The 24,909-nt window shown below is 62.1% G+C and carries 27 protein-coding genes; 13 read left to right on the forward strand and 14 right to left on the reverse strand.

All coding sequences use genetic code 11. The features are described from left to right. Positions 1-68: 68 nt before the first annotated feature. The 3 genes from ampE to HV822_RS04190 are packed head-to-tail and all read right to left on the reverse strand — an operon-like array spanning position 69 to position 3,815. A complete protein-coding gene (gene ampE / locus HV822_RS04180) occupies positions 69-911 on the reverse strand; it encodes a regulatory signaling modulator protein AmpE (RefSeq protein ID WP_238872514.1) in 843 nt (280 codons plus the stop codon). Continuing rightward, positions 911-1,459 (reverse strand): 1,6-anhydro-N-acetylmuramyl-L-alanine amidase AmpD, encoded by a 549-nt coding sequence (ampD, locus tag HV822_RS04185; protein ID WP_238872515.1) that lies wholly within the window; start codon positions 1,457-1,459, stop codon positions 911-913. The genes ampE and ampD overlap by 1 nt, the downstream gene beginning before the upstream one ends. Before the next feature lie 58 nt (positions 1,460-1,517). Further along, positions 1,518-3,815 (reverse strand): DUF1631 domain-containing protein, encoded by a 2,298-nt coding sequence (locus HV822_RS04190; RefSeq protein WP_238872516.1) that lies wholly within the window; start codon positions 3,813-3,815, stop codon positions 1,518-1,520. Between the two features lie 338 nt (positions 3,816-4,153). Between HV822_RS04190 and HV822_RS04195 the strand changes: the two genes are divergently transcribed. Both HV822_RS04195 and nadC read left to right on the forward strand, forming a co-directional pair. Further along, entirely contained in the window at positions 4,154-5,518 is a 1,365-nt protein-coding gene (locus HV822_RS04195) for an alanine/glycine:cation symporter family protein (protein ID WP_238872517.1), read from the forward strand. 96 nt (positions 5,519-5,614) lie between these two features. Next, positions 5,615-6,475: a carboxylating nicotinate-nucleotide diphosphorylase gene (nadC, locus tag HV822_RS04200; RefSeq protein ID WP_238872518.1), complete on the forward strand. Its 861-nt coding sequence runs from the start codon at positions 5,615-5,617 to the stop codon at positions 6,473-6,475. A gap of 12 nt (positions 6,476-6,487) precedes the next feature. Here the strand turns inward: nadC and HV822_RS04205 are convergent, their stop codons facing one another. Continuing rightward, entirely contained in the window at positions 6,488-7,066 is a 579-nt protein-coding gene (locus HV822_RS04205; protein ID WP_238872519.1) for an HAD family hydrolase, read from the reverse strand. A gap of 1 nt (position 7,067) precedes the next feature. Then, entirely contained in the window at positions 7,068-7,931 is an 864-nt protein-coding gene (gene tesB / locus HV822_RS04210; protein WP_238872520.1) for an acyl-CoA thioesterase II, read from the reverse strand. 192 nt (positions 7,932-8,123) lie between these two features. Between tesB and HV822_RS04215 the strand changes: the two genes are divergently transcribed. From HV822_RS04215 to HV822_RS04240, 6 genes are all read left to right on the forward strand, one after another. Then, complete coding sequence (locus HV822_RS04215; protein WP_238872521.1) at positions 8,124-9,044, forward strand: histone deacetylase family protein; 921 nt, start codon at positions 8,124-8,126, stop codon at positions 9,042-9,044. Positions 9,045-9,073: 29 nt separating this feature from the next. After that, complete coding sequence (locus tag HV822_RS04220) at positions 9,074-10,336, forward strand: TIGR03862 family flavoprotein (protein ID WP_238872522.1); 1,263 nt, start codon at positions 9,074-9,076, stop codon at positions 10,334-10,336. After that, entirely contained in the window at positions 10,324-10,656 is a 333-nt protein-coding gene (locus HV822_RS04225) for a YnfA family protein (RefSeq protein WP_238872523.1), read from the forward strand. Before HV822_RS04220 ends, HV822_RS04225 begins: the two co-directional genes overlap by 13 nt. 86 nt (positions 10,657-10,742) lie before the next feature. Next, on the forward strand, positions 10,743-11,375 hold the full coding sequence (locus HV822_RS04230; protein WP_238873531.1) for a CsgG/HfaB family protein: 633 nt from the start codon (positions 10,743-10,745) through the stop codon (positions 11,373-11,375). Between the two features lie 18 nt (positions 11,376-11,393). Continuing rightward, positions 11,394-11,756 (forward strand): DUF4810 domain-containing protein, encoded by a 363-nt coding sequence (locus HV822_RS04235; RefSeq protein ID WP_238872524.1) that lies wholly within the window; start codon positions 11,394-11,396, stop codon positions 11,754-11,756. Further along, positions 11,753-12,406 (forward strand): DUF799 domain-containing protein, encoded by a 654-nt coding sequence (locus HV822_RS04240; RefSeq protein ID WP_238872525.1) that lies wholly within the window; start codon positions 11,753-11,755, stop codon positions 12,404-12,406. Before HV822_RS04235 ends, HV822_RS04240 begins: the two co-directional genes overlap by 4 nt. Before the next feature lie 35 nt (positions 12,407-12,441). Here HV822_RS04240 and HV822_RS04245 read toward each other — a convergent pair whose 3' ends face one another. From HV822_RS04245 to dinG, 4 genes are all read right to left on the reverse strand, one after another. After that, positions 12,442-13,284, reverse strand: a complete 843-nt coding sequence (locus tag HV822_RS04245) for an SDR family oxidoreductase (protein ID WP_238872526.1) — start codon at positions 13,282-13,284, stop codon at positions 12,442-12,444. A 350-nt stretch (positions 13,285-13,634) separates the two neighbouring features. Next, positions 13,635-14,276: a pyridoxamine 5'-phosphate oxidase gene (gene pdxH / locus HV822_RS04250; protein ID WP_238872527.1), complete on the reverse strand. Its 642-nt coding sequence runs from the start codon at positions 14,274-14,276 to the stop codon at positions 13,635-13,637. 77 nt (positions 14,277-14,353) lie between these two features. Continuing rightward, a complete protein-coding gene (locus HV822_RS04255; protein WP_238872528.1) occupies positions 14,354-15,526 on the reverse strand; it encodes a serine hydrolase domain-containing protein in 1,173 nt (390 codons plus the stop codon). Positions 15,527-15,631: 105 nt separating this feature from the next. Continuing rightward, the gene (gene dinG / locus HV822_RS04260) at positions 15,632-17,767 is read right to left on the reverse strand and encodes an ATP-dependent DNA helicase DinG (protein ID WP_238872529.1); all 2,136 of its coding nucleotides are present in this window, start codon (positions 17,765-17,767) and stop codon (positions 15,632-15,634) included. A gap of 124 nt (positions 17,768-17,891) precedes the next feature. Here dinG and HV822_RS04265 point away from each other — a divergent pair, with 124 nt between their 5' ends. Further along, the gene (locus HV822_RS04265; RefSeq protein ID WP_238872530.1) at positions 17,892-18,377 is read left to right on the forward strand and encodes a DUF6231 family protein; all 486 of its coding nucleotides are present in this window, start codon (positions 17,892-17,894) and stop codon (positions 18,375-18,377) included. A gap of 5 nt (positions 18,378-18,382) precedes the next feature. Then, on the forward strand, positions 18,383-18,856 hold the full coding sequence (locus HV822_RS04270) for a YchJ family protein (RefSeq protein WP_238872531.1): 474 nt from the start codon (positions 18,383-18,385) through the stop codon (positions 18,854-18,856). A gap of 34 nt (positions 18,857-18,890) precedes the next feature. On the opposite strand, the gene HV822_RS04275 is transcribed toward HV822_RS04270, so the two are convergent. Further along, positions 18,891-19,445 carry a hypothetical protein gene (locus tag HV822_RS04275; protein ID WP_238872532.1) on the reverse strand — a complete coding sequence of 185 codons (555 nt, stop codon included), beginning with the start codon at positions 19,443-19,445 and terminating at the stop codon, positions 18,891-18,893. 98 nt (positions 19,446-19,543) lie between these two features. Between HV822_RS04275 and HV822_RS04280 the strand changes: the two genes are divergently transcribed. Further along, positions 19,544-20,014, forward strand: a complete 471-nt coding sequence (locus HV822_RS04280) for an LEA type 2 family protein (RefSeq protein ID WP_238872533.1) — start codon at positions 19,544-19,546, stop codon at positions 20,012-20,014. 5 nt (positions 20,015-20,019) lie between these two features. After that, positions 20,020-20,460, forward strand: coding sequence for a DUF2489 domain-containing protein (locus tag HV822_RS04285; protein WP_238872534.1), 441 nt, complete (start codon positions 20,020-20,022; stop codon positions 20,458-20,460). Between the two features lie 52 nt (positions 20,461-20,512). Here the strand turns inward: HV822_RS04285 and HV822_RS04290 are convergent, their stop codons facing one another. Next, positions 20,513-21,295, reverse strand: a complete 783-nt coding sequence (locus tag HV822_RS04290; protein ID WP_238872535.1) for an SDR family oxidoreductase — start codon at positions 21,293-21,295, stop codon at positions 20,513-20,515. Positions 21,296-21,438: 143 nt separating this feature from the next. Between HV822_RS04290 and HV822_RS04295 the strand changes: the two genes are divergently transcribed. Beyond that, a complete protein-coding gene (locus tag HV822_RS04295; protein WP_238872536.1) occupies positions 21,439-21,891 on the forward strand; it encodes a hypothetical protein in 453 nt (150 codons plus the stop codon). Here HV822_RS04295 and dinB read toward each other — a convergent pair. The 3 genes from dinB to HV822_RS04310 form a co-directional block, all read right to left on the reverse strand. Beyond that, positions 21,878-22,936 (reverse strand): DNA polymerase IV, encoded by a 1,059-nt coding sequence (dinB, locus tag HV822_RS04300; protein WP_238872537.1) that lies wholly within the window; start codon positions 22,934-22,936, stop codon positions 21,878-21,880. The two genes, HV822_RS04295 and dinB, sit on opposite strands and share 14 nt — an antisense overlap. Positions 22,937-22,978: 42 nt before the next feature. Further along, entirely contained in the window at positions 22,979-24,160 is a 1,182-nt protein-coding gene (locus HV822_RS04305; protein WP_238872538.1) for a GGDEF domain-containing protein, read from the reverse strand. A gap of 92 nt (positions 24,161-24,252) precedes the next feature. Continuing rightward, positions 24,253-24,909 (reverse strand): response regulator transcription factor, encoded by a 657-nt coding sequence (locus tag HV822_RS04310; RefSeq protein WP_275419406.1) that lies wholly within the window; start codon positions 24,907-24,909, stop codon positions 24,253-24,255.

Raw genomic sequence — 24,909 nt, forward strand, 5'->3', positions numbered from 1 at the left:
CTTCTTAATGTCTCATGTTGACGCTATCGGCTTCAATTACGACAACTTTAAGAAAACGCCGAACGCCGTCAGCCCAATACCACCAACAACGCCATCACCACCGCCCAGGCCAGCAGCGCGCGCTTGAGCAAGGTACGAGTGTCGGCCAGCGCGCCGGTGTCGTCCTCATCAGCCAAGCTCCCCTGCCCACCAGACAAGGCAGCCACCGCCGTGCGATCAACCAGCTCATCAGCGCCAACATCCCAGCTCAACAGCGCGCCAGCCAAGGCATCGCGCACATGGTCAAAGTGCCCCACCAGCGCAAAGCTGACTGCCAGCAGGCGCGCCGGCAGCCACTCCAGGGCGTGCACCAGGGCCGGGGCAGGCCCTGTCTGCGGCGCAGCCTGCCGCGCGGTCAGCAAGTGCAACAGACGGTACCCCAGTGCACCAACCGGGCCCAGCAACACAAACCAGAACACGGTTACCACATAGCCATGCAATACCTCGCGCAACAAGACACGACGCGCAGCAGCCACCAGAGGCGGCAGCGCGCCATCAGCATCGGCAGGCACAGGCGCACCCAGCTCATGCTCAACCAGCTGCGACGCGGCCTGCTGATCACCGCGCGCCAACGCAGCTTCAAACCTCGCTGTCATCCCCTCCAGGGGATCGCGACGGCCCATGCAGGCCAGCAGCACCAATGCGGACAGCAGCAGAAGCATCAAACCCAGGCTCTGGCTGCCCAGCCACCACTGCAGCACGGCGAGCGGCAGCAGCGGCAAGAGCACCAGCAGCATGACCAGCCAAGGGCCGCGATCAGCCCAGCGCGCGGTAAAACTAATCCACAGACGTGGCACATCCACTGGCAAGCCACGGCGCAGCGGCGCCAGCCACATCAGCCCACACACCAGCAACAAGGCAAGAAAATACATCAGCTCACTCCCTTGAGCGCTGAAAGATAGCGCTGCCAATCAAAGGCGATACCGGGGTCCGACTTGCGTCCCGGCGCGATAAACTCATGACCGGTAATACGGCTATTGGTGATGGCCGGATAGGCTGCCTGCAGCGCCTTGGTCAGGGCTAGCAAGGCAGCGTATTGGGCATCAGTGTAGGCAAGCTCATCAGTGCCTTCGAGCTCGATACCGATAGAAAAGTCATTGCAATTGTCCCGGCCGGCATAGCGCGAAGCACCAGCATGCCAGGCACGCCGGTCGCAAGAGACAAACTGGGTAACCAGGCCGTCACGCTCGATCAGAAAATGCGCCGACACCCGCAGTGACGCAATGTCAGCAAAGTAGGGATGCTGGGCAGGATCAAGCTCACCCTGAAAGAAGGACTGTACGTAGCCGCCGCCAAACTCACCAGGCGGCAGACTGATATTGTGGATTACCAGCAGGGAGATATCATCGCTCGGGCGCTCATTGCAATGCGCAGAAAGACACCGTGGCGCCCCTTCCAACCAGCCGTCGCGCACCAGCATACCGCCCTTCCCCCTGTAGCCAAAAGCTCATGCTATCAGGCGGCGGCAGCGGACGCATTCAGGACTTTGACTGGAGCTGACGCAAATTGCCGATAACCGACTCCAGAGCGCGATCAAACAGCTGATTCTCATCCAACAGGCTAATGCGGCCCTGATCGAAACAACGGGCCAGCTCCTGACGTCCGAACTCAGCCACCTTCAGACCGTTGCGATTCACAAAGATGAATTTACCGCTGAAACTGATGATGGCGGCCAACTTGCAGCGCTGACTCGCCTTGCCTTCGGCTGACTGCAGCTGACACCAGCAACCCGTGCCGAGACCATCTATCCAGCGCTGGGCGCCGACGCTGGGCAAGTCCTCAACCGTCTCGACCGGAGCTTCCAGCTCTTCTTGCTGAATGACCGGCTGCGCGATATGCACCGCCTCAACGACAACCGGCGCGGGCTCCGGTGCTGCCACCGCAGGCGCGACAGCGCGCTCCTCGACAGCGGCTTCTATCACCTCGGCGTCGTGCTCACTTTCGGCTGCGGTCGCGGGCTCAACCGCCAAGGCCAGGGCCGCCAACTGCGGTTGCTGCAAGGCTTTTAGCTGCGCCGCCACCGCCGCAGCATCCAGACCCAGCAGTTCAAGCCCTTCGCACAAGGCCGCTTCGGTCTGGCGATTATGCTCAATGCGCAGCTCGCGCCCGGCGTAGTTCACCGGCTCGACGCTGACCACCATCGCCACGGCGGTTTCCAGCGCCCGCTGCCAGGCGACGGAATCAGCACCTTCGCGCAGGAATACCATCTGCATCACCTGGCTCCAGGTATCGCGCAGCATGTCTACCAACGTCACTGGCAGGGTACGCCCCACCAGCAGGCCATTCATCTCACGCGCCACCTGGGCACGTGCGGCCTGGATACGCGCGCGCCCCTCTTCAGCATCCCGGGTGCGCTGCTCTACTCGGTCCGCGCGACGCTGTTCAGTGCGCAAAAAGTCGGTCAGCCGCTGATACAGACTATCGAACAACCCCGCATCGGGTTCCGGCTCGGCCAGCAGTTGCTCAACGATGTCTTCGAGCAGCGCATGCAGCTGGTCGCGGCGCAGATCATCATGCTCGTTCCAGCCCATGGTAGCCCGAGACAACTCATTGAGCAGGCGACGAGCCGGGTGTGAAGAACGACTGAAAAAGCTCTTGTCTACAATGGCCACACGCAGCACAGGCAACTGCAGCCGGGTAATCAGCACCTTGACAGCAGAGGGAAGTTCCCGGTCCTCGAGGATAAAATCGAACAGCATGGAGACCAGGCTGATGACATCGTCATCCACGCGCGCAACAGTCTTGCGATCAGCGCCCATCTCACGCTGCTGGTGTAACAGTTGCTGAATTTGCCGGCGCAGGCCCGCCCCGCCGGACTCGGCAGAGAAGCTTTCCGGCGATACGGCCGCCAGCACCTGCAGCAGCTCGTTACTGTGCATCGGCGCTGAGCCCGCACCTGAGCCCGTGAGCCCCGACAAGGCCATATCACCGCTGGCCAACCGCCACTTGCCGATCAGCTCGCTGAACATGCCCAGCACTTCCTGCTGCTCGGACGCCGTAGCGCGTACCGCACCAGCACCGCTGTCGCCACGCGCATCGCCAGTACCGCGCGCTGGCATCGGGCGGCGGCTGGAGCTGACCGCCGACACGCGCAGATCAGGCATGACACCTGCACTGATCAGCGCCTCGTTAAGCCCCTCATACAACGTGTCGATACCATTCAGGACGTTTCGCTCGAATAGCTTGAAGATAATCAGCCGCACCTTGATATGCAGCTCGAGCGCGTCCAGCGCCTCGGCAAAGTGCTCTACCAGGCTGCCGGGTGCAAAGGGGCAGTTGCGCTCGTCGACACGCTTGCGCGCGAGACTGTTCACTCGCATGGCCAGGTGGGCCAGCGCAGTCTGGCTACGGCCAGCGACACGACTGACCATGCCATCCAGCGCAACCGACTGCTCAAGCTCCTCGGGCTGTACCAGCGCCAGCGAATCAAGCTCGAAGGACACCGCCGCAGCGCCCTGCGCGCCGGCCTCGCTGGTCAGCTGCTCGGCCGACAGCACCAGTGCGTCGCAGGTGCGGCGAATAACACTCAGGCGCTGCAATCGAACACTGCGCATGGCTTCAAAGAACAGCGTCTGTTCAGCGTTATTGGCAGCTTTGTCGGCCATCTCGAACAGCGCGTCATCGGCCATATCGAACACCTCGACCAGACCGCGCTGGAGGTAGGCTGAGGTGAGATCCCGCACCGTCACCAAGGGCGCAGGCAACAGCGATCCGCTGGCCGCTGTGCGGGCTACCAGATTAGGCTTGATAGATACCACCTTGGGGTCCTGGGACATGCTTGCTCTCCAGACAAGATCACTTTGTTGTGCCTGCTATACGCCGGTGTGCACTACCTGCCTTGACTGCTGCGATCCCTGCGACGACTTTATGGCGTCAAAATTATATTAGCTTGCAGTATACCCGTTTCAGAATACAAAGGATCGGCGCCCTGTCGATTTCTTGATAAGAGTCACAATTCAGGTCACGCACCAACAACAGGACACATCTGGTAACGCACTGCGCGATCCTGGTATATCCTGAGTCCGGGAAGCGTTTTTTTGATCAAAACCTGCCTGACAACTAACGGACGCGCCACAAGCGCGCAATCCAATAAGACACCAAGGAGCCACGCTCAATGGAAGCGATCATTGCCCTTATCGGGGATATTAACGGCATTGTATGGGGGCCAGCGATGCTGGCACTGCTGGCCGGCACCGGTTTGTATCTAACCCTGGGTCTGAAGTTTACGCCGCAGCGCAAACTCTTCTACGGCTTCAGCATGCTCTGGCGCGGCCGCAAAAGCAGCGAAGAAGGCGACATCAGCCCGTTCAATGCACTAATGACGGCGCTGTCGGCCACCGTAGGCACCGGTAACATTGCCGGCGTTGCCACCGCGGTCTTCCTCGGCGGCCCCGGCGCCCTGTTCTGGATGTGGGTCATTGCCGTAGTAGGCATGGCCACCAAGTTCTGCGAAGCCGTGCTGGCGGTGCGCTTCCGCGAGAAAGACGCGCTCGGCAACCACGTGGGCGGGCCGATGTACTACATCAAGAACGGCCTGGGCGAGAAGTGGAAGTGGCTGGGCGTGCTGTTCGCCATCTTCGGCATGCTGGCCGGCTTTGGTATCGGCAATACCATTCAGTCCAACTCGGTAGCCGATGCACTGAACAGCTCCTTTAGCATCCCACCGCTGGCCACCGGCATCATTATCGCCGTACTGGTCGCCCTGGTCTTGCTGGGCGGCATCAAGCGTATCGGTGAGGTAGCGGGCAAACTGGTGCCGATCATGGCGATCTTCTATGTTGGTGGCGGCCTGGTCATTCTGATCCTGCATGCCGACAAGATCCCGGAAGCCTTCAGCCAGATTTTCTACTACGCCTTCAACCCAAGCGCAGCAGCGGGCGGTTTTGCCGGTGCGACTGTCTGGATGGCCATGCGCTTTGGTATCGCCCGCGGCGTGTTCTCCAACGAGGCAGGTCTGGGTAGCGCGCCGATTGCGCACGCCGCCGCGCAAACCAACAACCCGATCCGCCAGGGCACCGTGGCAATGCTGGGCACCTTTATCGACACCATCATCATTTGCTCGATCACCGGTCTGGTGATCATGGTGACTGGCGCCTGGACCAGCGGCGAGAACGGCGCACCACTGTCGGCACTGGCCTTCAGTCAGGGCCTGCCGGGTGTGTGGGGGCAGTACATTGTCAGTATTGGTCTGGCAGTGTTCGCCTTTACCACCATCATCGGCTGGAGCTTCTACTCCGAGAAGTGCACGCAGTTCCTGTTCGGCGAGCGCTCCAACCTGCCGTTCCGCCTGCTGTGGATCATCGCGATTCCGCTGGGCACCCTGCCCGGCATTGATCTGAACAGCCTGTGGCTGGTGGCTGATACGCTGAACGCCATGATGGCCATTCCCAACCTGATTGCACTGCTACTGCTCAGCCCTGTGGTCTTCAAGCTGACCAAGGACTACTTTGCCGACCCGGCAAACTACATGAACAAGTAACAGCCCGTCAGACCTGAAGATGCCCGCCGCCAGGCGGGCATTTTTGTTGCGATCGGGTATACTCGCCGGCACTTGCGACCAGACGCCGGAGCCAGCATGCCCAACCTCACTCTCGACAGCCTGCAGACCACCATCGTTGATGACGTCCGCCGTGCCTTGGCCGAAGATGTGGGCGATGGCGATATCACTGCCAGCCTGATCCCCGCCGACCGGCAGGCCGAAGGCCGCATCATCACCCGTGAGGCTGCCGTGTTCTGTGGCAAGGCCTGGGCAGATGAAGTCGCTCGCCAGGTCGACCCGCAAATCGTCATCGAATGGCTGGTCAATGATGGCGACAACCTGCACGCCGATCAGACCATCTGCCGCTTCAGCGGCCCTGCTCGCGGCCTGCTGACCGCCGAGCGCTCGATGCTCAACTTCATCCAGCTGCTGTCCGCCACCGCCACCCGCAGCCGCCATTTCGCGGACTTGGTTGCCGGCACCCGCGTCAAACTGCTGGATACCCGCAAGACGCTGCCCGGTCTGCGCCTAGCGCAGAAGTACGCCGTCACCTGCGGCGGCTGCCATAACCACCGCATCGGCCTGTATGACGCCTTCCTGATCAAGGAAAACCACATTGCCGCCTGCGGCGGCATCGCCCAGGCTATCAGCCGCGCCAACGAGATTGCACCGGGCAAGCCGGTAGAGGTGGAAGTAGAAAGCCTGGATGAACTGAAGCAGGCACTGGAAGCCGGTGCCGACATCGTCATGCTCGACGAGCTGAGCGATGCCGACATGCGCACAGCGGTCACACTCAACGCCGGGCGCGCCAAGCTCGAAGCCTCTGGCGGCATCACCGAGGCGACCCTGCGCAGTGTCGCCGAAACCGGTGTGGACTATATCTCGATTGGCAGCCTGACCAAGGACATCAAGGCCGTGGACCTATCCATGCGCCTGCGCTTTCAGGCCGCCAGTTGAGGTAAGGCGCGGTTAAAGCCGCGCCAGTAACGCGCCACAGCTAGGCAAGTGCCAGTCGGCCAACTCAGGCCAGGGGTTATCAGGCAGGATCAGACAGGTGCGGCTGCCCGCCGCTCTGCCCGCCTCAAGATCAAAGCGAAAATCCCCCACCATCACCGCCTCGTCAGGCGTCAGTTGCCAGCGATCCAGCAACTGATGAATGCCATCGGGGGAAGGTTTGGGCTCAGCCTCTTCCCGCCCCAGCACATCTTCGGGGGCAAAACAGTCGAGAATACCCAGGCAACTGAGCGTCGAGCGCGCGACCGTCTGCAGGTTACGCGTCAAAATCCCCAGCTGCCGCCCCTGATCACGCAGTTGGCGAATCAGCGCCACAGCGCCCGGTGCCGGCTCGACTTCGGCGGCCAGACGCAGCTCGATAGCATCGAGCTGGGCTTTCATCGCGGTGTAGTCGGCGGCAGGCAAGGTCGCCATGTAGGTCAGGATGTCCGCATCAGCAGGCACCCCGAGCTCGCGCCGAATCGCCGGAAAATCGTGCTGCGCCAGCGTCAGCGTGCCATCCAGATCAAACACCCAGCCGCGCACCTCGCGCATCTCAGCGCTCGACCTTGCGCATCAGCGATTCCTGCGTGACCGAGGCCACCAGCTCACCGGCGCGGTTGAATATCTGGCCACGCGACAAGCCACGCGAGCCGCTGGCCGAGGGGCTGTCCATCGCGTACAGCAGCCAGTCATCCATGCGCAACGGACGGTGATACCAGAGCGAGTGATCCAGGCTGGCGACCTGCATATCACGCGACCAACTGGAGATCGCATGGGGCTGCATGGCTGTACCCAGCAGGTGAAAGTCCGAGGCGTAAGCGAGCAGATAGCGGTGCACCTGCGGATCATCCGGCAAGGTGCCGTCGGCGCGGTACCACATGTAGCGCACCGGCTCCCCGGCCTTGGGCTCAAAGGGGTTGAACTCACCGACCGGGCGAATTTCGATCGGCTTGCCGCATAACACCTTGTCCCGCACCTTTTCGTGGATCAGGTGCTGATAACGGCGAGTCCACTCGGTTTCGTTCGGCAGATCTTCCGGGCCTGGCACATCCGGCATCGCCGCCTGATGGTCATAACCGGCCTCGTCGCCCTGAAAGGAGCTGATCATGGTGAAGATCGGCTTGCCCTTCTGAATGGCCTGCACCCGGCGCGTGGTAAAGCTGCCGCCATCGCGCAGCGGGTCAACCTGATAGACGATCGGCAGATCGGCATTACCCGGCCGCAGAAAATAGCCGTGTACCGAGTGTACATGGCGCTCGGAGTCGACAGTTTGACTGGCTGCCGACAGCGACTGGCCCAGCACCTGTCCGCCAAAGAGTTGCTTGAAGCCCAGATCCTGGCTACGGCCACGGAACAGGTTTTCCTCGATTTTCTCCAGCGCCAACAGGTCAACCAGATCGTCCAGCAGTTCACTCATAGTGCGTCCTCACGTCATGCCCGACCGCTATCGGGCAGGTACTTCTCGACAATAATGGCGGTGTGCACACCGCTCGAGTGCCGGCCAGTTTAACCCGTATTGTCTCGCATGAGCAGAGCGCATCATTGCCGAGACTTGCCGGCCAGCAACTGGCTACCCATACTCACAACGCACCAGCCCCAAGGAGCCTCCGTGGACCTCCCGTTGATCTATCACCCGGATTACAGCTTCCCGTTCCCGGCCCCCCATCGCTTTCCGATGGATAAATTTGCCCGCCTGCATGACCACCTGCGCGCCACCACCGTACTGCGCGATACCAACCTGCACAGCCCAGAACGCTGCAGCCGAGACCTGCTAACCCTTGCCCACGACGCCGACTACGTTGCGCGCTTCCACGACAATGCGCTCGACGCCACCGCCCTGAGGCGCATGGGCCTGCCCTGGAGCGAGGCTCTGGTGGCACGCACCACCCGCGCTGTCGGCGGCTCGCTGCTGACCGCCGACCTTGCCCTGCAACACGGCCTGGCCTGCCACTTGGCAGGCGGCACCCACCACGCCCATCACGACTTTGCTTCTGGCTTTTGCATCTTCAACGACTTGGCGATCATCAGTCTGTCACTACTGGCCAGCGGACAGGTGGAGCGCGTACTGATCATCGACTGCGACGTGCATCAGGGCGACGGCACCGCCAGCATTCTTCAGAACGAGGACGCTGCCATCACCGTATCGCTGCACTGCGAGAACAACTTCCCCGCGCGCAAGGCCCAAAGCGACTGGGACATTCCCCTGCCGCGTGGCCTCGATGATGCAGGCTACCTGCACACCCTTGAGCAGGTGCTGAACTACCTGTTGCCCATCTACCAGCCGGATCTGGTGCTGTATGACGCCGGCGTCGATGTGCATCAGGATGATGCGCTTGGACACCTGCAATTGACCGATGCCGGCATCGCCGCCCGCGACCACCTGGTGATCGACAACTGTCTGGGTCGCGACATCCCGGTTTGCGCGGTGATTGGCGGTGGCTACGACAGCGATCGCGAAGCGCTGGCTCGCCGCCACGGCATCCTTCATCACAGCGCCGCGGCAATTTGGCAGCAGCGCGGTTTGGGCTAAACTGCGCGCCTCACCGCCAGAGACAGCCCATGACCACACCCACAGCACAACACGCCCAGCCCGTCGCGATCATCGGCGCTGGCCCCGCCGGCCTGATGGCTGCCGAGGTGGTGTCGGCAGCCGGCTATCCGGTCGACCTGTACGACGCCATGCCCTCGGTCGGGCGCAAGTTTCTGCTGGCTGGCGTCGGCGGCATGAATATCACCCATTCCGAAGCCGCCGCGCCCTTTCTCTCGCGCTACCGCGAAGCGGCGCCCTGGGTTGGTGACTGGCTGGGCGCCTTCGACGCCGAGGCGCTGCGCAACTGGATTCACGGGCTGGGTATCAACACCTTTGTTGGCAGTTCAGGGCGGGTGTTCCCCGCCGACATGAAGGCTGCCCCGCTGTTGCGTGCCTGGCTCAAACGCCTGCGCGAACAGGGCGTGCACATCCATACTCGCCATCGCTGGCTGGGCTGGGATGAAAACGGCGCACTGCGCTTCAACACAGTGAACGGCGAAGCCCTCAAGACATCAGCCGCCACCCTGCTGGCCCTCGGCGGCGGCAGTTGGGCGCGGCTGGGGTCAGATGGCAGCTGGGCACCGCTGCTCGAAGGACGTGGCGTCGAGATACGCTCACTGCGTGCAAGCAACTGCGGGTTCATCAGTCAATGGAGCCCGTTTCTCAGCGAGCGCTTCGCCGGGCAGCCGCTCAAACAGGTCATCGCCAGCACCCAGAGCCTCAGCGGCGAGGCTATCAGCCGCCGTGGCGAGGCCATCCTCACGCACGACGGTCTGGAAGGCAGCCTGATCTATGCGCTGTCGGCCGCCTTGCGTGAGCAGCTGGAAGCCGGCGGCGAGGCAAACCTGGCACTCGACCTGGCGCCAGATCATACGCAAGCACAGCTCCAACAGGCCCTCAGCCAGCCACGCAAGGGCCAGAGCCTTAGCAACCTGCTGCGCAAAAAAGCCGGGCTGGACGGGGTTAAAGTCGCACTGCTGCATGAATGCCTGAGCAAAGACGTGATTGCCGACGCAACCAAGCTGGCTGCCGGCATCAAGGCGCTACCCATCCCCCTGACTGGCACCCGGCCACTGGACGAGGCCATCAGCAGCGCCGGCGGCGTGTGCCGCAGCGCGCTGGACGACAGGCTGATGCTGCAGGCCCTGCCCGGCACCTTCTGCGCCGGCGAAATGCTCGACTGGGAAGCCCCCACCGGCGGCTACCTGCTCACGGCCTGCTTCGCCAGCGGGCGACATGCCGCCCATGGGATGCTCGACTGGCTCAAGGACAACAGCCGATGCCTGAACTGAAAACCCTCGGTCTGTTTATTGTTACTGCGCTGGCAGAGATCGTCGGCTGCTACCTGCCCTATCTATGGCTGCGCGAGGGCAAGTCAGTCTGGCTGCTGGTACCGGCGGCGCTCAGCCTGGCTGCCTTTGCCTGGCTACTCAGCCTGCACCCCACCGCTGCCGGCCGCGTGTACGCTGCCTACGGTGGCGTCTATATCGCCGTGGCCATCGGCTGGTTGTGGTGGGTAGACGGCATTCGCCCAACCCAGTGGGATCTGCTGGGCTCAGCTATTGCCCTGCTCGGCATGGCGATCATCATGTTTGCGCCCAGGACAAGCTGAAGATAGCATAGCGCCACCCTCACCTATCGAAAGGAATCGTTACTGTGCTTCGCCCCCTTACCCTGTCTGTCGCGCTTGCTAGCGCCATGTTCATTTCAGGTTGTGCTACCGAGTCCTCTCGCACCATCGAAGCGCCCCGCGTCACCAGCTACGGCACCAGCTATCAGGGTGTACGTGCGCCCATCGCTGTTGGCCAGTTCGACAATCGCTCAAGCTACCAGCGCGGCATTTTCTCCGACGGTGTAGATCGCCTCGGCAACCAGGCCAAAACTACCCTGGTGACGCACCTGCAGCAGACCAACCGCTTCAATGTGCTGGAACGAACCAACATGGCCCAGCTGGCTGCCGAGGCTGGCTATAGCGGCGCGACCCAGAACATCAAGGGCGCCAGCTACGTGATTACCGGTGACGTCACCGAGTTTGGCCGCAAGGTCACCGGCGACCACCAGCTATTCGGCATCCTCGGTCGCGGTAAGTCGCAGGTCGCCTACGCCAAGGTGGCCTTGAATGTGGTGGATGTTGGCACCTCCGAAGTCATTTTCTCCACTCAGGGAGCCGGCGAGTACAGCCTGTCTAATCGCGAAGTAGTGGGCTTTGGCGGCACCGCCGGTTACGACGCAACGCTGAACGGCAAGGTGCTGGATCTGGCCATCCGCGAAGCCGTCAACAACCTGGTACAGGGTGTCGAGTCCGGTGCCTGGAACCCGGCCGGCAACTGATAACAACAAGGATGTAACATGACGCTGACATATCTGCGCAGCAGCGGCCTGCTGGTCGCAGCTCTCGTGGCTGGCTGCGCGCCGGTCAATCAACCGCTCTATCATTGGGGCGACTATCAGCAAACAATTTATCAGTACCACCAGGACGGCGTTACCGATTACGCCGCGCAGGTTGGTCGCGTTGAAGCCCTGCTCAATCAGGCGCAGGCTCAGGGCAAGAGCGTGCCCCCGGGCCTGCATGCCCACCTGGGCATGCTCTACTTCAACACCGGCCGGGAGATCGAGGCACGCGAGCAATTTGCCATGGAAAAATCCCTGTTCCCGGAATCCGGGCATTTTGTCGATTACGTGCTGAAGGCACAGCCGGAGCACAACCAATGAGATCCATTCTGAGCCTGACTCTGGTGCTGCTGATCAGCCTGCTGACCGGCTGCGCCACACAGTCCACCTATGACTACACGGCTTTTCGTGAGAGCAAGCCCAGATCCATTCTGGTCCTGCCACCGGTCAACGACTCACTGGAAGTGGGCGCCAGCTACAGCTTCCTGTCGCAGGTGAGTTATCCGCTGGCTGAATCCGGGTACTACGTTTTCCCGGTTGCGGTTGCTGAAGAAACATTCCGCGAGAACGGCCTGACTGACCCGCAGGAGATCCACGCGCTGCCGCTGGAAAAGTTGAACGACGTATTTGGTGCCGACGCGGTGATGTACATCAAGATCACCCAGTACGGCACCAGCTACCAGATCATCGCCAGCGATACCCGGGTAACCGCAGAGGCATCACTGGTCGACAGCCGATCCGGTCAGCTGCTCTGGAAAGGGGCAGCAACCGCTTCCAGCACCGAGCAAAGCAACAACAGTGGCGGCGGCCTGGTCGGTATGCTGGTCGTAGCTCTGGTAGACCAGGTGATCAATACCACCACGGAGCGCAGCCACCAGGTTGCCGGCATTACCAGCATGCGACTGCTCACCACCCACAGCGTCAACGGTATTCTGCCCGGCCCACGCGCACCAGCACTGCAGCGTCAGTAACCTCGCATGCGCAGGCTGAGCCTGCGCACGCACCATCACTCGCCCTGCGACAGCACCTTCACACCCGACAGCCGCGGCACCATCCAGCGCTCGAACAGCCTAGGGAAAAAGCGTGCAACCAGGCGCGCCTGCCAGTCGACATTGGACAAGATCAGTTGCCGTTTGCGCCGGCAAGCGCCGCGATATATCGCTTCTGCCACTTCGGCGGGGGCAGACACCTTGAAGGGCATGGCGGTGGTCGCCTGCGCCACCGAGCCGTCGCCCACCAGTGCGTTCTTGCGGATATCCGTCGCGGTAAAGCCCGGGGATACCAGCATCACGTTGACACCCTGCTCACGCACCTCCATGCGCAGGGTTTCAAACAGGCCATGCAGCGCGTGCTTGCTGGCGTTGTAGGCGCTGCGGTTGAGCAGCGGCGCAAAGCTCGATAGCGAACTCAGCACAATGACCTGACCGCGCCGCGCCAGCAGGCTGGGTAAGGCGTGGCGCGTGCAATTGAGCGCACCAAAGTAGTTAACTGCCATGATGCGCTGAAACACCGCAAGGTCGGTGTCGGCAAAAGCGCTGCGATGGGTAATCCCGGCGTTATTGATCAGCAGGTCGATGCCGCCAAAGTGCTCGACGACCTGCGCCATTGCCTCGGCGCAGGCCTGATCATCTGATACATCGCAGTTAATCGCCAGAACATCGGCGTTGAGTTTGTCGTGCAGTTGCTGACGGAAGGCCACCAGTGACTCATCGTGGATATCGAGGATCGCCAGGTGGGCGCCGGCCTGGGCAAAACGCAGTGCCAGCGCCCGGCCAATACCAGCGCAACCACCGGTAATCACCACCACCTTCTGTTGAAACGCCGCTCTGCCCATATCGCCTCCTGCCATCGCCGTTGTCCTTCAGCCTAAAGCCGAAGTGCAACAGCAGCAAGGGAAGCACTGATTAATTCCACACGCTCTCTGCGAGTGCTCAAGCGCGTAGCTGCAAGGCGCGATGTGCAGCCAATAGTGGTTCTATTGGCAAGCAGCGCAACGCAGTAGATGCATGCTTGAGCGCCCGCCCTGCGGGGCGTTCAGGTTGGGCCGCATCCGGCGGGCCGCACTCTTCGGTGTGATTTCTCGACAGATCCCGACATGCCTTCAAAACCACGCCTTGATTGCAGCCCGCCGGATGCGGCCCAGCCTGAACGCAAGAGAGCATGCGGAATTAATCAGTGCTTCCCAAGACAATAGCGGTGTCAGGGCGCCAAGCGCTCTCGCACCCAGCCGCCATCAACCAGACGATACCGCAGTCGATCATGCAGCCGGCTCGGACGACCCTGCCAGAATTCAATCAGGGTCGGCACCAGACGATACCCGCCCCAGTGCGGCGGACGTGGCGCTTCACTATCGGCGTACTGCTGCTGCACAGCGCCCAGACGTTGCTCCAGCACCTCTCGGCTGTCGATCACCTGGCTCTGTGGCGAAGCCCAGGCGCCGAGGCGGCTGCCCGCCGGACGGCTATGGAAGTAGGCGTCGGACTCCTCAGTACTGGCCTGCTCGACCGCTCCTTCGATACGCACCTGGCGCTCCAGGTCGTGCCACCAGAAGGTCATAGCGGCAGCCGGGCGGGCAGCCAGTTGCTGGCCTTTGGCACTCTGGTAGTTGGTGAAGAAAACAAAACCGCGCTCATCAAAGCCCTTGAGCAACAGCGTGCGCAGATGCGGCTGACCTTCACCGTCGACCGTTGCCAACATCATCGCGTTGGCTTCGGTGCTTTCCACTTCAACCGCCTGGGCAAACCACTGGCTGAACAGGGCAAAGGGTTCTGCAGGCGCCTGGGCTTCGGTGAGTCCGTCACGGGTGTAATCACGACGCAGGTCGGCAATGCTGGGTTTCATGGGGTCAGTTTCCGGCAATAGTGAGTCAATCTAGCGTAGCAAGCGGGGCGCGCCGCACCTTGACGCAGCGCAAGCTTTCAGTCGATCGCCTTGAGGCAGCGGTAAACCGCCTGGCTGAGCGCCACCGCGCGCGGGTCCATCAAGACATAAGGGCCCATGGTGTTGGTCACGTAGCCAAAACCGACCTTGGCGTCCGGATCACAGAAGCCGAGCGAGCCGCCGGCGCCGGGGTGGCCAAAAGCGTTCTTGCCCATGCCAAAGCTGCCACCGGGGCCTTCGTGCTCCAGCATCACACCCAGGCCAAAGCGGGTCTGGCACAACAGGGTGTGATCCTCACCTGCGCTGTGTTCCTGCTGCATCTGCTTGACCAGGTCGGCATCAAGCAGGCTAACGCCACCTAGCTGACCGTCATGCGCCAGCAGCTGCCAGAAGCGCGCCAGCGAACGGGCGTTGCCGGTGCCGTTGGCGGACAGGATATCGGCCTGCTGCCACTCGCGGCGGTTGGTGCTGGTCATCATGCTGGAGGGGTTACCAAAGGCCTTGGCGGTCATGCTGTCGGGCTGCCCCATAGCGCCAAACAGGCGGCGGGCACCCTCATCGCCGTACTGGTTGCGCAGGCGCGACACCGACGCGATACGCTCCAGGTCCTCATCCGGCACACCAACGAAGAAGTCCATGCCCAGCGGCCCGCAGATGCTGTCGGCAATCGCCTGGCCGGGGCGCTGGCCGGTCAGGCGGCGCAGCGGCTCACCCAGCAGCCAGGCGTAGGTGACGGGCGCGTAGCCGTGCTCATCGCCCGGCGTCCACCAGGGCTCTTGCGCGGCCAGCGCGGCGCTCATGGCGTCCCAATCGAACAGTGCTTCAGGCGGCAGGGTTTTGCTGACCGCAGATAAACCGGAGCGGTGGCTCAAAATCTGCCGCAGGGTGACCGCCTCTTTACCGGCCTGGGCAAATTCAGGCCAGACCGCCGCCAGCGGTGCGTCCAACTCCAGCTTGCCAGCAGCAACCTGCTGCAGCAGTGCGACGGCGCCGAGGGGTTTGGTGCAGGAGAACACGTTGACCAGGGTGTCCTGTTCCCAGACAGCCTGATTGTCCTTGTCGCGCACGCCCTGCCACAGGTCGAGAACGGTGTCGCCGCCAACGGTGACGCACAGCGCCGCACCGCGGGCCTGCTCATCCTGCTGTTGTTCAGCAAACAGCTCGCGTACTGACTCAAAGCGCGGATCAAAGTAACCCTGGATAGTGCTCATCATGCGTTCCTTGTTGTCTTGTTTCTGCCCATTTAACCGAAGCCGTCGGCCCTCGACAGCCATTATCAGTGCGCCTTTCGACAGGCAATCGTTCCGGCTGATAGCTCAGTCAATCTCGCGGCGAAACGGCGGCAGCGCGTTGAGAATCGCCTTGCCGTAGCGCTGGGTTACCAGCCGGCGGTCCAGCACCGTCACCGTGCCGCGGTCGCTTTCGGTACGCAGCAGACGGCCGCAGGCTTGAATCAGCCGCAAGCTGGCATCCGGTACGGCAATTTCCATAAACGGGTTGCGGCCGTTCTTTTCAATCCATTCGGCCAGCGCCGCTTCGACCGGATCATCCGGCACCGCAAAGGGGATCTTGGCGATCACTACGTGCTCGCAGTACTTGCCGGGCAGATCGACGCCCTCGGCAAAGCTCGCCAAACCGAAGATGACACTGGGCTGGCCATCATCCACCTGCTTGCGGTGCTGGCGAATCAGCTCCTGCTTGGACAAATCGCCCTGCACCAGTACCCGCTGGCGGAATTCTGCCGGCACACCGGAAAACACCTCCAGCATCTGCTTGCGCGAGGAAAACAACACCAGGCTACCGCGCTCATCCGCCAGAATATCCGGCAGGTGTTCGACAATCGCAGCGGTGTGCCCCGTACTGTCGCGCGGGTCAGCCCCGTAGTTGGGAACACGCAGCAAACCGGCCTCAGCATGTTTGAAGGGGCTGGGCGCCAGCGTGCACACCGCGCTGCGTGGCAGGCCGGCGCGGTGACTGAAGCGGTCAAACTTGCCCAACGCGGTCAGCGTGGCGGAGGTAGCAAGCGCCGCAAAGGCCGGATTCCACAGGTACTGGCGCAGGGTGTCAGCGGCCAGAATCGGGCTGACATGCACCTCGATGTCGCCGTTGTCGGTCAAGGTCAGCCAACGCGCCGTCGGCGGCTTGCCTTCCGGGTCCTGCAGGCAGAACTGGGTCCACAGGGTCCAGTTGGCTTCGGCGCGGGCCTGCAGGGCGCCGAACAGCGGATACCATTCCTCTGCCTGGGCCTCGGACACACCGATGGTGGTCTCACCGTCCATCGCCTCCTTGAGCATGTCGACAATGCGTTGCAGCTGGTCGCTCAAACGGCCAAAGCCGGCCTTGAGTTCCATGCCCATGTCGCAGAGCTCCTGCGGCACCTCGCCGTGTTCAAAGCGGTACTGCGGCCGGATATTGCCGCCCAGGTCTTCGGCACTGGCAAAGTCGGCAACATCACCCAGCGCCTGCTGCATGAATTGCTGATGTGGCTTGAGGTCACGGGCGGTGACCGGGGTCTGCTCCAGCACCCGGCCCAGGTCGCCCGGCAGCGGGTGCTGAGCCAGCAGCTTGCTGAGGTTCTTGTCGATCTGATCGAGCCAGTCGGCGGTCGCGTGCAGGCGGGTGTTGTGGGCAAAGTGGCCGATCGCCTTGTCCGGCAGGTGGTGCGCCTCATCAAATACATAAAGGCTGTCGCGCGGGTCCGGCAGAATTGCGCCGCCACCCAGCGCCAGATCCGCCAGCACCAGGTCGTGGTTAGTGACGATGACATCAACCTTCTGCACGCCCTCGCGGGCCTTGTAGAACACACATTGCTGAAAGTGACCGCAGCGGCGGTTACTGCACTGAATATGGTCGGTAGTCAGGCGTGACCAGTCCTGGTCCTCCAGCGCCTCAGGCCAGGAGTCGCGTTCGCCGTCCCACTTGTTGCCACCCAGTGCTTCAACCATGCGGGTGTAGAGCTTGAGGCCGGCCTCATCCACATCGATACGAAAGCCGTCTTCGGCAAACATCTGCTGCTGGTCGGCCATGGACTGGTTTTCGCGCAGCAGGTTGTCCAGCTTGGCCAGACAGACGTAGCGTCCGCGCCCCTTAGCCAGCGAAAAACCGAACTTGAGACCGGAGTTACGCAGGATATCCGGCAGATCCTTGAGCACGATCTGCTCCTGCAGCGCCACCGTAGCCGTGGAGATAACCAGGGGCTTGCCGAGGTGACGGGCAATGGGAATCGCCGCCAGACAGTAGGCCACCGTCTTGCCGGTGCCGGTGCCGGCCTCGATAACCGCCACGGCCGGATCACCGTCACGATGGCCTTCGTCGTCCAGCGCGACGTTGCCGAAGACCTTGGCGACCTCGGCAATCATCACCCGCTGGCCGTAACGCGGCTTCAGCGACTTGTTTTCCAGGAAGGTGCGGTAGGCCGTCTGGATCTGGCCTTTGAGTTCATCGTTCAGCATGCGGGCTCCGGATCAGCCGGCGATGATACCATCCAACGCCCCTCAGCTGGACCGCCGGCGCTTGCATCAGTACCGGCCAGCCCCTAACCTGCTGCGCTCCACCTGATCACAGCGAAGCCACACCATGAGCGCCACGCCGACGTCCGCCCTGCTAGGCATTCTGCAGCACTACAGCCCCGCCAGCGTACTCTGCGTCAGCCGCAGCCAGATTCCGGCCATTGCGGCCTGGCATGAGCAGCATGCCGATTGCCAGATCAGCAGCGCCAGCGAGGTGCCGCTGAGCGATGAGCTGCGCAACCAGCGCTACGACCTGGCGATTGTCGCCGACCAGCTGGAGCACTTGGACAAGCGCACCGCCACCGAGCTGCTGGCCGGGCTGCGCAACCTGTCGGCCAGCCGCATCGCCGTGCTGGTAGATACCGAGCGCGCGACCGAGTGGCAGGAGAACGACTTCTTTGCCCTGGCCCTGCAGCGCCGTGCACGCTTCAGCCAGGATGGCCAGAGCCTGACCCTCTACAGCTACGATCTGGCCGAATACAAGAACGTGCCCGACTGGCTCAACTCCAAATACTGGGCCAACCCCGAGATGTTCGACAAATACTGGTGGTAACGGCGATGACCCTAGACGCTATACAGCCCTGCCCATGCGGCAGCACCAGCCACTACGGCGACTGCTGCCAGCCCTTGCATCAGGGCGCCGCTGCGCCCACTGCCGAGCGCCTGATGCGCTCACGTTACTGTGCCTACACGCTGGGGTTGATCGACTATCTGGTTGCCACCACAGTCCCTGCGCAGCAGTCGCAGCTGGCGGTCGAGGCCATGCGTCAGTGGAGTGAACAAAGCCGCTGGCTGGGCCTGACGGTAGAAAGCTTTCAGCAGTTGCCGGGCGCCAGCACGGCGCAGGTCACCTTTGTGGCCCGCTGGCAGGACCTGGACGGCAGCGCCCAGCGTCATAGAGAGTGTTCGGATTTCAGGCTGATTGCAGGGCGCTGGTACTTTCTGGACCCTAATCACCCGTTCAAGGCTGGCCGCAACGAACCCTGCCCCTGCGGCTCAGGGCGCAAATTCAAGCAGTGCTGTGCCCGTTAGCAGGTGATCAGGCTGCGGACTGCTGCCCGCTCTTTCATTCTTCGCTGAGTTTAAGGTGATCGGTGTTGGGCACCTGCGCGGTATCGTCCTTTTTCAGCTCACCCATGTCACTGCCCACTGGCGCAAGGCTCAGTGCAGACAGGTCGATGGGCAACGGCGTGAAGGCGTCGTACTCATCCTGCATGTCGGCGCCCAGTGGAGCGATATCCAGATCAGGCGCCTCGACATCACTGAAGGCGGCCATAAACTCATCACGTGGTACCAAAGGGCTGCTGGCGGGCGGGCGCTCTGCCGCCGGCGCCGGCTGCGCCGCAGGCTCTGGCTGCGCCGGCGCGGCTGGTGGCACGTCGGCTGCCGGCCCGTCCATCGGCACGATGCTGCACTGGGCGCCGGCGCGCTCCAGCGCGATCCGGTACTTCTCGGCCGCCACCTGATCCAGTCCCTGCTTGATCACGATTCGACGACCGGAAAATAGTGCGTCCAGTTGACTGCCCGAGACCTGAAACAGCTTGCCGACGTTCGCCCGCACCTGTTCCGGCGCTGCGCCGGCTTGCACCTGGCCTTGAAAAACCACCTCGAAACGGGTCATCTTGTCACTCCCTGAACATCAATCAGGGTTAGTATGGTCGCAGCCGGGCTGCACGACAACTCCACACACAAGGCAGCCGGCACAGGAGAGGGGACGCAATGAGCGTGCGGGTGCTGGGGGTAATAACGCTGCTGTACTGCGCGCTGCTGCAAGGCTGCGCGGTATTCAGCCCGTCCTATACCAAGCCGGATGTCAGTCTGGCGAATGTCGAGATGCTCAAATCCAACCTGTGGGAGCAGTCCTTCCGGCTCAAGTTGCGAGTCGACAACCCCAACGAGCGGGTGCTGCCGATTCGCGGCATGCAATATCAGGTGTATCTCAACGGCATGAAGCTGGCCACCGGCGTCAGCGACAACCGCTTTGACGTACCGCCCTACGGCACCTCCTATTTTGAGCTGGAAGTACGCTCCAACCTGTGGCGCCACCTGGCCGATCTGGTCAAACTGGTGGATAAACAACAGCCCGTCGACTACCGTATCGACGGCCATATCCGCACCGGCCTGTGGCTGGCGCCGAGCATTAACCTGAAAGAAGAAGGGACGCTAGATCCCGCGCAACTGAGTTTCTGAATCCGATGCAAACCCATCACTGGCTGCTGCTGGCAGGCGGCCTGATTATCCTGCTGCTGGGCGTCTACGCCCTGATTCTCTGGCGCCGCGTCTGGCGTCAACAAGCCGAACGACTCAACGCCCTGAACGCGCGCAATGACCGCCTGGGTGATGACATTCGCATCATCGCCCAGAGCCTGCTGGACAAGCAGGTGCCGATGATTGAAGGGGCAATTCGCCTGAAGGTGCTGCTGGACAACTATGAGGGGCCGCGCAACGCTGCGCTGGATGTGTCCATCCTCGAGCTGATCTACGACCAGACTGCCCACATTCCTACCCATCAGGGCTGGAAGGATCTGAGTCGCGCAGAGCGCAAGCTGCACCTGCGACTGATGGACACCCTGGAGCGGGACCACCGCGAAGAAGTAGAAGCCGCCGCCCGCGCGCTCAGCAACGGGCCGGGCTGACACAGCCAACCAGGGCCGCCGCATGCGTGGTGCGGCGGCCCTGCTACAGCGATCAGACGACCGAGTTACCGCCGTCGACGGCCATCGCCTGGCCGGTGACATGGCGCGACATTTCGGTCGCGAAGAAGACCGCCGCGCCCTTGATGTCTTCGTCACCACCGATACGTCCCAGCGGGGTGCCTTCCTTGATCATCTCACTGACCTTGTCCAAACCTTTGGCCAGCTTGGTCGGGAAGTAACCCGGGCAGATCGCGTTGACGTTGATGTTGTAGCGGCCCCACTCGCCAGCCAGCGCGCGCGTCAGGTTGATCGCAGCCGCCTTGGAGGTGTTGTAGGCCGAGGTGAACACGCCGGAGTTGGCGCGGTTACCCTTGAAGCCCGCGATAGAGGCAATGTTGATGATCTTGCCGGATTGGCGCGGAATCATGAAACGGCGCGCCACTTCCTGGGCGACCAGGAAGCACACATCAACGTTCAACGTCATGACCTTCTGCCAGCCTTCATAGCTGTGCTCTTCGGCCGGCTGGCCCCAGGTGGTGCCGGCGTTATTGACCAGCACGTCAACGGTGCCAAAAGCGGCTTCACAGGCGTCAACCAGGGTCTTGACCGGGTTGCTGTCCAGCTTGCCCAGGTCGCAGGCGATGCCAGCGGCTTCGACACCCTGACCTTTCAGCTCCGCAACTACCGCCTCGATTTCAGCAGCGTTGCGTGCACTGATAAACACCTTGGCGCCCAGCTCGCCAAAGGCTTCAGCCATCTGCAGGCCGAGGCCCTTGGTGCCGCCGGTGATCAGCGCAACCTTGCCGCTCAGATCGAACATTTGCTTGACGCTCATGTGAACTCCTAATTAACGATGCAATAAATGACCGTACCATCATAATCACTGCACTACCCCGCCACCGACCATCAGTGACGCGGGTGATATGCCGCTACACTCAGGTGTTATCATGCGCGCCCCATCGACCAGCGAGCACCCCCATGGCAGAACACGACTTTCGCCGCACGGCATTCAACCCGTCACACACCCTGATCGAGTGCCGCACCCTGGGCGCCGGGCTGTTTCAGGTGACCGGGCAAGGTGGCGGTGTGCGCTCTGGCGACATGCTGATCTGCACGGTAAAGGGTAGCCAGGATTTACCGATGCGCCTTGAGGTAGACAAGATTCGCTACCTGATCAACCCGCCGGGCCAATGGACCGCCTCTGCCCGCGGCCCGGATCTGCGCGGCCAGAGCGTGCTGGGCTGGTCCATTACCTGTGATGAATGCGGCCGCGAACAGCCTTTTGAATTTCTTGCCGCCGACCGCGACGACCTGAACGCGCGCACCGCCAAAGCGGTTGCGCGCATCAGCGAGCTGGGCTGGCAGCCGCGGGGCGACAATCATCTATGCCCAGCCTGCGCAAAATCGGCCGCTGCGCCTAAAACAGACTGAGCTGCTCCCCCAACTGCGACAGGCCGCTGTCCAGACGGACGCCCACCCCAATCAGCCGCACCGGGCAATTGCCACGGGCAAAGGCCTGCGAGCAGAGCTCGGTGTAGCCCGCTGGTGTGATCGGCGCACCAGCCTGTTCCAGTGTGGTCTGGGTAAAGTCATGGAACTTGAGCTTGATAAAGGGCTTGCTCACCCGGTAGCTGCCCTCCAGCCTGCCGATGCGCTCGGCCAGCTTGGCCAGCAGCGGTGGCAGAGCCGCTAGACAGGCATCAAGGTCCGGCAGATCATGCTCGTAGGTATGCTCGACACTGACTGACTGGCGGCGGCTTTCGACCACCACCGGACGATCATCAATGCCCCGCGCCAGCTCCCATAACCGCTCGCCAAAGCTGCCAAACTCGCGGGCCAGGTCCTGTTTGCGCCAGGGCAGCAACTCACTGCAGACATCCACACCCAGACGCTGCAGCCGCTCGGCCGTCTTGCGCCCGACGCCGTGCAGCCGGGATACCGGCAGATCACGCAGAAAGTCCTCGACCTGATCCGGCAGCACCACCTTGAGGCCATCGGGCTTGTTCCAGTCACTGGCGATCTTGGCAATGAATTTGTTCGGCGCCACGCCCGCCGACACGGTAATACCCTGGGTATCGCGCACCCGCTGACGAATCTCCTTGGCGATCAGCGTGGCACTGCTCCGGCAGGCCTGAGAGTCGGTTACATCCAGATAAGCCTCGTCCAGCGATAGTGGCTGAATCAGCGGCGTGTAATCGGCAAAAATGGTCTGAATGGCCTTGGAGACCTCGCGGTAGACCGACATGCGACCCGGCACGATCAGCAGCTCAGGACAGAGCTTTTTGGCGTAGGCCGAGGCCATGGCCGAACGCACACCGTAGGCCCGCGCCTCGTAGTTGCAGGTGGCAATCACCCCGCGCTTGCCCGGATCGCCACCCACTGCCAGCGGCCGGCCGCGCAGGCGCGGATCATCGCGCATCTCAATGGCGGCGTAGAAGCAATCGCAGTCAACGTGAATGATTTTGCGCACGGACAACCCGAACCGGCAGGCAGACGAGAAAGCCGCCAGTGTAACCGATCAGGCCGTCATTACCCGATTGCGGCCAGCACCCTTGCCTTCATACAGGGCGCGGTCAGCGCGCTTCAGAATCGCCTCCAGCTCGCTGTCGTCCTCATGCACCTCGGTGATACCGAAGGTCGCACTGACCGGCAGCAAGGCGCCGTTAACCGGCACCGGTGTGGCCACCAGGTCCTCGCGCAAGCGGTTAAGCACGGCGACCGCTTGCTCAAGGCCGGTGTCGGGCAACACCAAGACAAACTCCTCACCACCAAAGCGCCCCACCACGTCGGAGCGGCGCAGCGAGCAACTGAGTTGCTGTGCAACATGGCACAACACCGCATCGCCCGCATCATGGCCATACTCGTCATTGATGCGCTTGAAGTGATCCAGATCCATGATGCATAGGCTCATCTGCTGGTGCAGCCGGTTACAGCGCTCCCGCTCGCGCTGGAACAGCATTTCGTACTGACGTCGATTGAACAGCCCGGTCAGCGGGTCGGTGGTGGCCTGGCGCTTGAGCTCGGCTTCCAGCGCCTCGCGCCGCTTGATCTCACCCTGCAGATCGCTGTTTACCGTCATCACTTGCATAAGCAGCGCGTAGTGCTGTCGCTGTGCAACCTGCCAACGCAGCGCGGTGAAGAAGCCCACCACCGTCGGCAACATCAGAATAAAGGCGAGCCCAATCAGCGTTTCAACGCCAAAGCCATTGATGGCCACGCAGAACATCATGCCCACAATCAGAAAGCCCGCCGTCAGCAACGACAGGTACACCCTGTTGGGGATATACATGAAGAGCGCCAGCAGGGAGATGGCAATGACGCCGATTACCCAAGTGACCATATCGTGGCGAATAAAGTACAGCAGGAAAAACAGAAAGCAGCCGAAGATCTCAACCGCCGTGGCAGCGTAGCCGGCTGGGGCCAGCGCAGGCTTGCGCAAAATCTGCCAATAGAAAAAAACCAGCAAGGCTGCGGTAGCCAGGCGCCAGCCAAACAGCAGCTGAAACTCCGCAGACCAACCCAGCTTGGGGTAGTCCAGGACCCCAAAAAGCACCACCAGCACGGCCCAAACCAGCACCGCCCGTCGCAGCGCCCGAGCCATCTGCGCCTCGCTGTACTGACGAAAGGCGCGCTCTGTCGCGGCGTCATCAAATTCACCGCGCCAGGGATTGATACGAAATTGAGGACCGATCTTTTCCACCCGAGAGACCCTTCTTATTGTTATGTGCTCGGCAGACCACCCGGCACGCAATCTCATCCAGTGATGTCATTATGACGTCATTTTTACAACTGTCACGCCCCCTGTGACACCTCCTGAAGAGCCTGCAAGCTAAAAGGGTCAACCCTGCCCACGCCAATCAGCATGCCCACCAGCGCCGGCAGACTATCCGCCTGCATACGCTTCATGACACGCGAGCGGTACAGATCAACGGTTTTGACACTGACTCCCAACTGCTCGGCAATCTCCCGATTGCTGAATCCCTGCACCAACGGTAGCACGATATCCTGCTCGCGCGGGGTGAGGCGCGCCAGGCGTGCTTCAACCTCCACCGCTTGCGGCGGCGCCAGCGTCGGCCGCTGACTCAGTGCGCGCTGCACGCTATCGAGCAGTAGCTGCTCGTTGTAGGGCTTTTCGATAAAGTCCACGGCGCCGCCGCGGAAGGCGCGCACCACAATAGGTACGTCCGCGTGGGCGCTGACAAAGATCACCGGCAGGCCGATACCACGTTCACGCATGGCATCCTGCACCGCCAGGCCGCCCATACCGGGCATGCGCACATCCAGCAGCACACAGGCTGCTGCGGTCGGGTCACAGGCGTCGAGAAAGGCCTGACCGCTGGTAAACGGCAGCGCCTTGAGGCCCATGGACTCGAACAGCCAAACCGTCGAGTCCAGCATGCCCTGATCGTCATCGACCACATAAACCAGTTGTTGTGGGTGTTCAGGCAT

This window comes from Halopseudomonas maritima (genome assembly GCF_021545785.1).
GTDB lineage: Bacteria > Pseudomonadota > Gammaproteobacteria > Pseudomonadales > Pseudomonadaceae > Halopseudomonas > Halopseudomonas maritima.

Excerpts from the sequence above, each read along its gene's own strand:
- HV822_RS04190 (WP_238872516.1), bottom strand. The coding sequence starts at position 3,815 with ATGTCCCAGGACCCCAAGGTGGTATCTATCAAGCCTAATCTGGTAGCC.
- HV822_RS04205 (WP_238872519.1), bottom strand. The coding sequence starts at position 7,066 with ATGCGCGAGGTGCGCGGCTGGGTGTTTGATCTGGATGGCACGCTGACG.
- HV822_RS04265 (WP_238872530.1), top strand. The coding sequence starts at position 17,892 with ATGAGCGCCACGCCGACGTCCGCCCTGCTAGGCATTCTGCAGCACTAC.
- HV822_RS04270 (WP_238872531.1), top strand. The coding sequence starts at position 18,383 with ATGACCCTAGACGCTATACAGCCCTGCCCATGCGGCAGCACCAGCCAC.
- tesB (WP_238872520.1), bottom strand. The coding sequence starts at position 7,931 with ATGAGTGAACTGCTGGACGATCTGGTTGACCTGTTGGCGCTGGAGAAA.
- HV822_RS04220 (WP_238872522.1), top strand. The coding sequence starts at position 9,074 with ATGACCACACCCACAGCACAACACGCCCAGCCCGTCGCGATCATCGGC.
- HV822_RS04275 (WP_238872532.1), bottom strand. The coding sequence starts at position 19,445 with ATGACCCGTTTCGAGGTGGTTTTTCAAGGCCAGGTGCAAGCCGGCGCA.
- HV822_RS04245 (WP_238872526.1), bottom strand. The coding sequence starts at position 13,284 with ATGGCAGGAGGCGATATGGGCAGAGCGGCGTTTCAACAGAAGGTGGTG.
- HV822_RS04285 (WP_238872534.1), top strand. The coding sequence starts at position 20,020 with ATGCAAACCCATCACTGGCTGCTGCTGGCAGGCGGCCTGATTATCCTG.
- dinG (WP_238872529.1), bottom strand. The coding sequence starts at position 17,767 with ATGCTGAACGATGAACTCAAAGGCCAGATCCAGACGGCCTACCGCACC.
- HV822_RS04230 (WP_238873531.1), top strand. The coding sequence starts at position 10,743 with ATGTTCATTTCAGGTTGTGCTACCGAGTCCTCTCGCACCATCGAAGCG.
- HV822_RS04280 (WP_238872533.1), top strand. The coding sequence starts at position 19,544 with ATGAGCGTGCGGGTGCTGGGGGTAATAACGCTGCTGTACTGCGCGCTG.
- ampE (WP_238872514.1), bottom strand. The coding sequence starts at position 911 with ATGTATTTTCTTGCCTTGTTGCTGGTGTGTGGGCTGATGTGGCTGGCG.
- HV822_RS04235 (WP_238872524.1), top strand. The coding sequence starts at position 11,394 with ATGACGCTGACATATCTGCGCAGCAGCGGCCTGCTGGTCGCAGCTCTC.
- HV822_RS04240 (WP_238872525.1), top strand. The coding sequence starts at position 11,753 with ATGAGATCCATTCTGAGCCTGACTCTGGTGCTGCTGATCAGCCTGCTG.
- HV822_RS04255 (WP_238872528.1), bottom strand. The coding sequence starts at position 15,526 with ATGAGCACTATCCAGGGTTACTTTGATCCGCGCTTTGAGTCAGTACGC.
- HV822_RS04310 (WP_275419406.1), bottom strand. The coding sequence starts at position 24,909 with ATGCCTGAACACCCACAACAACTGGTTTATGTGGTCGATGACGATCAG.
- HV822_RS04225 (WP_238872523.1), top strand. The coding sequence starts at position 10,324 with ATGCCTGAACTGAAAACCCTCGGTCTGTTTATTGTTACTGCGCTGGCA.
- pdxH (WP_238872527.1), bottom strand. The coding sequence starts at position 14,276 with ATGAAACCCAGCATTGCCGACCTGCGTCGTGATTACACCCGTGACGGA.
- HV822_RS04290 (WP_238872535.1), bottom strand. The coding sequence starts at position 21,295 with ATGAGCGTCAAGCAAATGTTCGATCTGAGCGGCAAGGTTGCGCTGATC.
- ampD (WP_238872515.1), bottom strand. The coding sequence starts at position 1,459 with ATGCTGGTGCGCGACGGCTGGTTGGAAGGGGCGCCACGGTGTCTTTCT.
- HV822_RS04295 (WP_238872536.1), top strand. The coding sequence starts at position 21,439 with ATGGCAGAACACGACTTTCGCCGCACGGCATTCAACCCGTCACACACC.
- nadC (WP_238872518.1), top strand. The coding sequence starts at position 5,615 with ATGCCCAACCTCACTCTCGACAGCCTGCAGACCACCATCGTTGATGAC.
- HV822_RS04195 (WP_238872517.1), top strand. The coding sequence starts at position 4,154 with ATGGAAGCGATCATTGCCCTTATCGGGGATATTAACGGCATTGTATGG.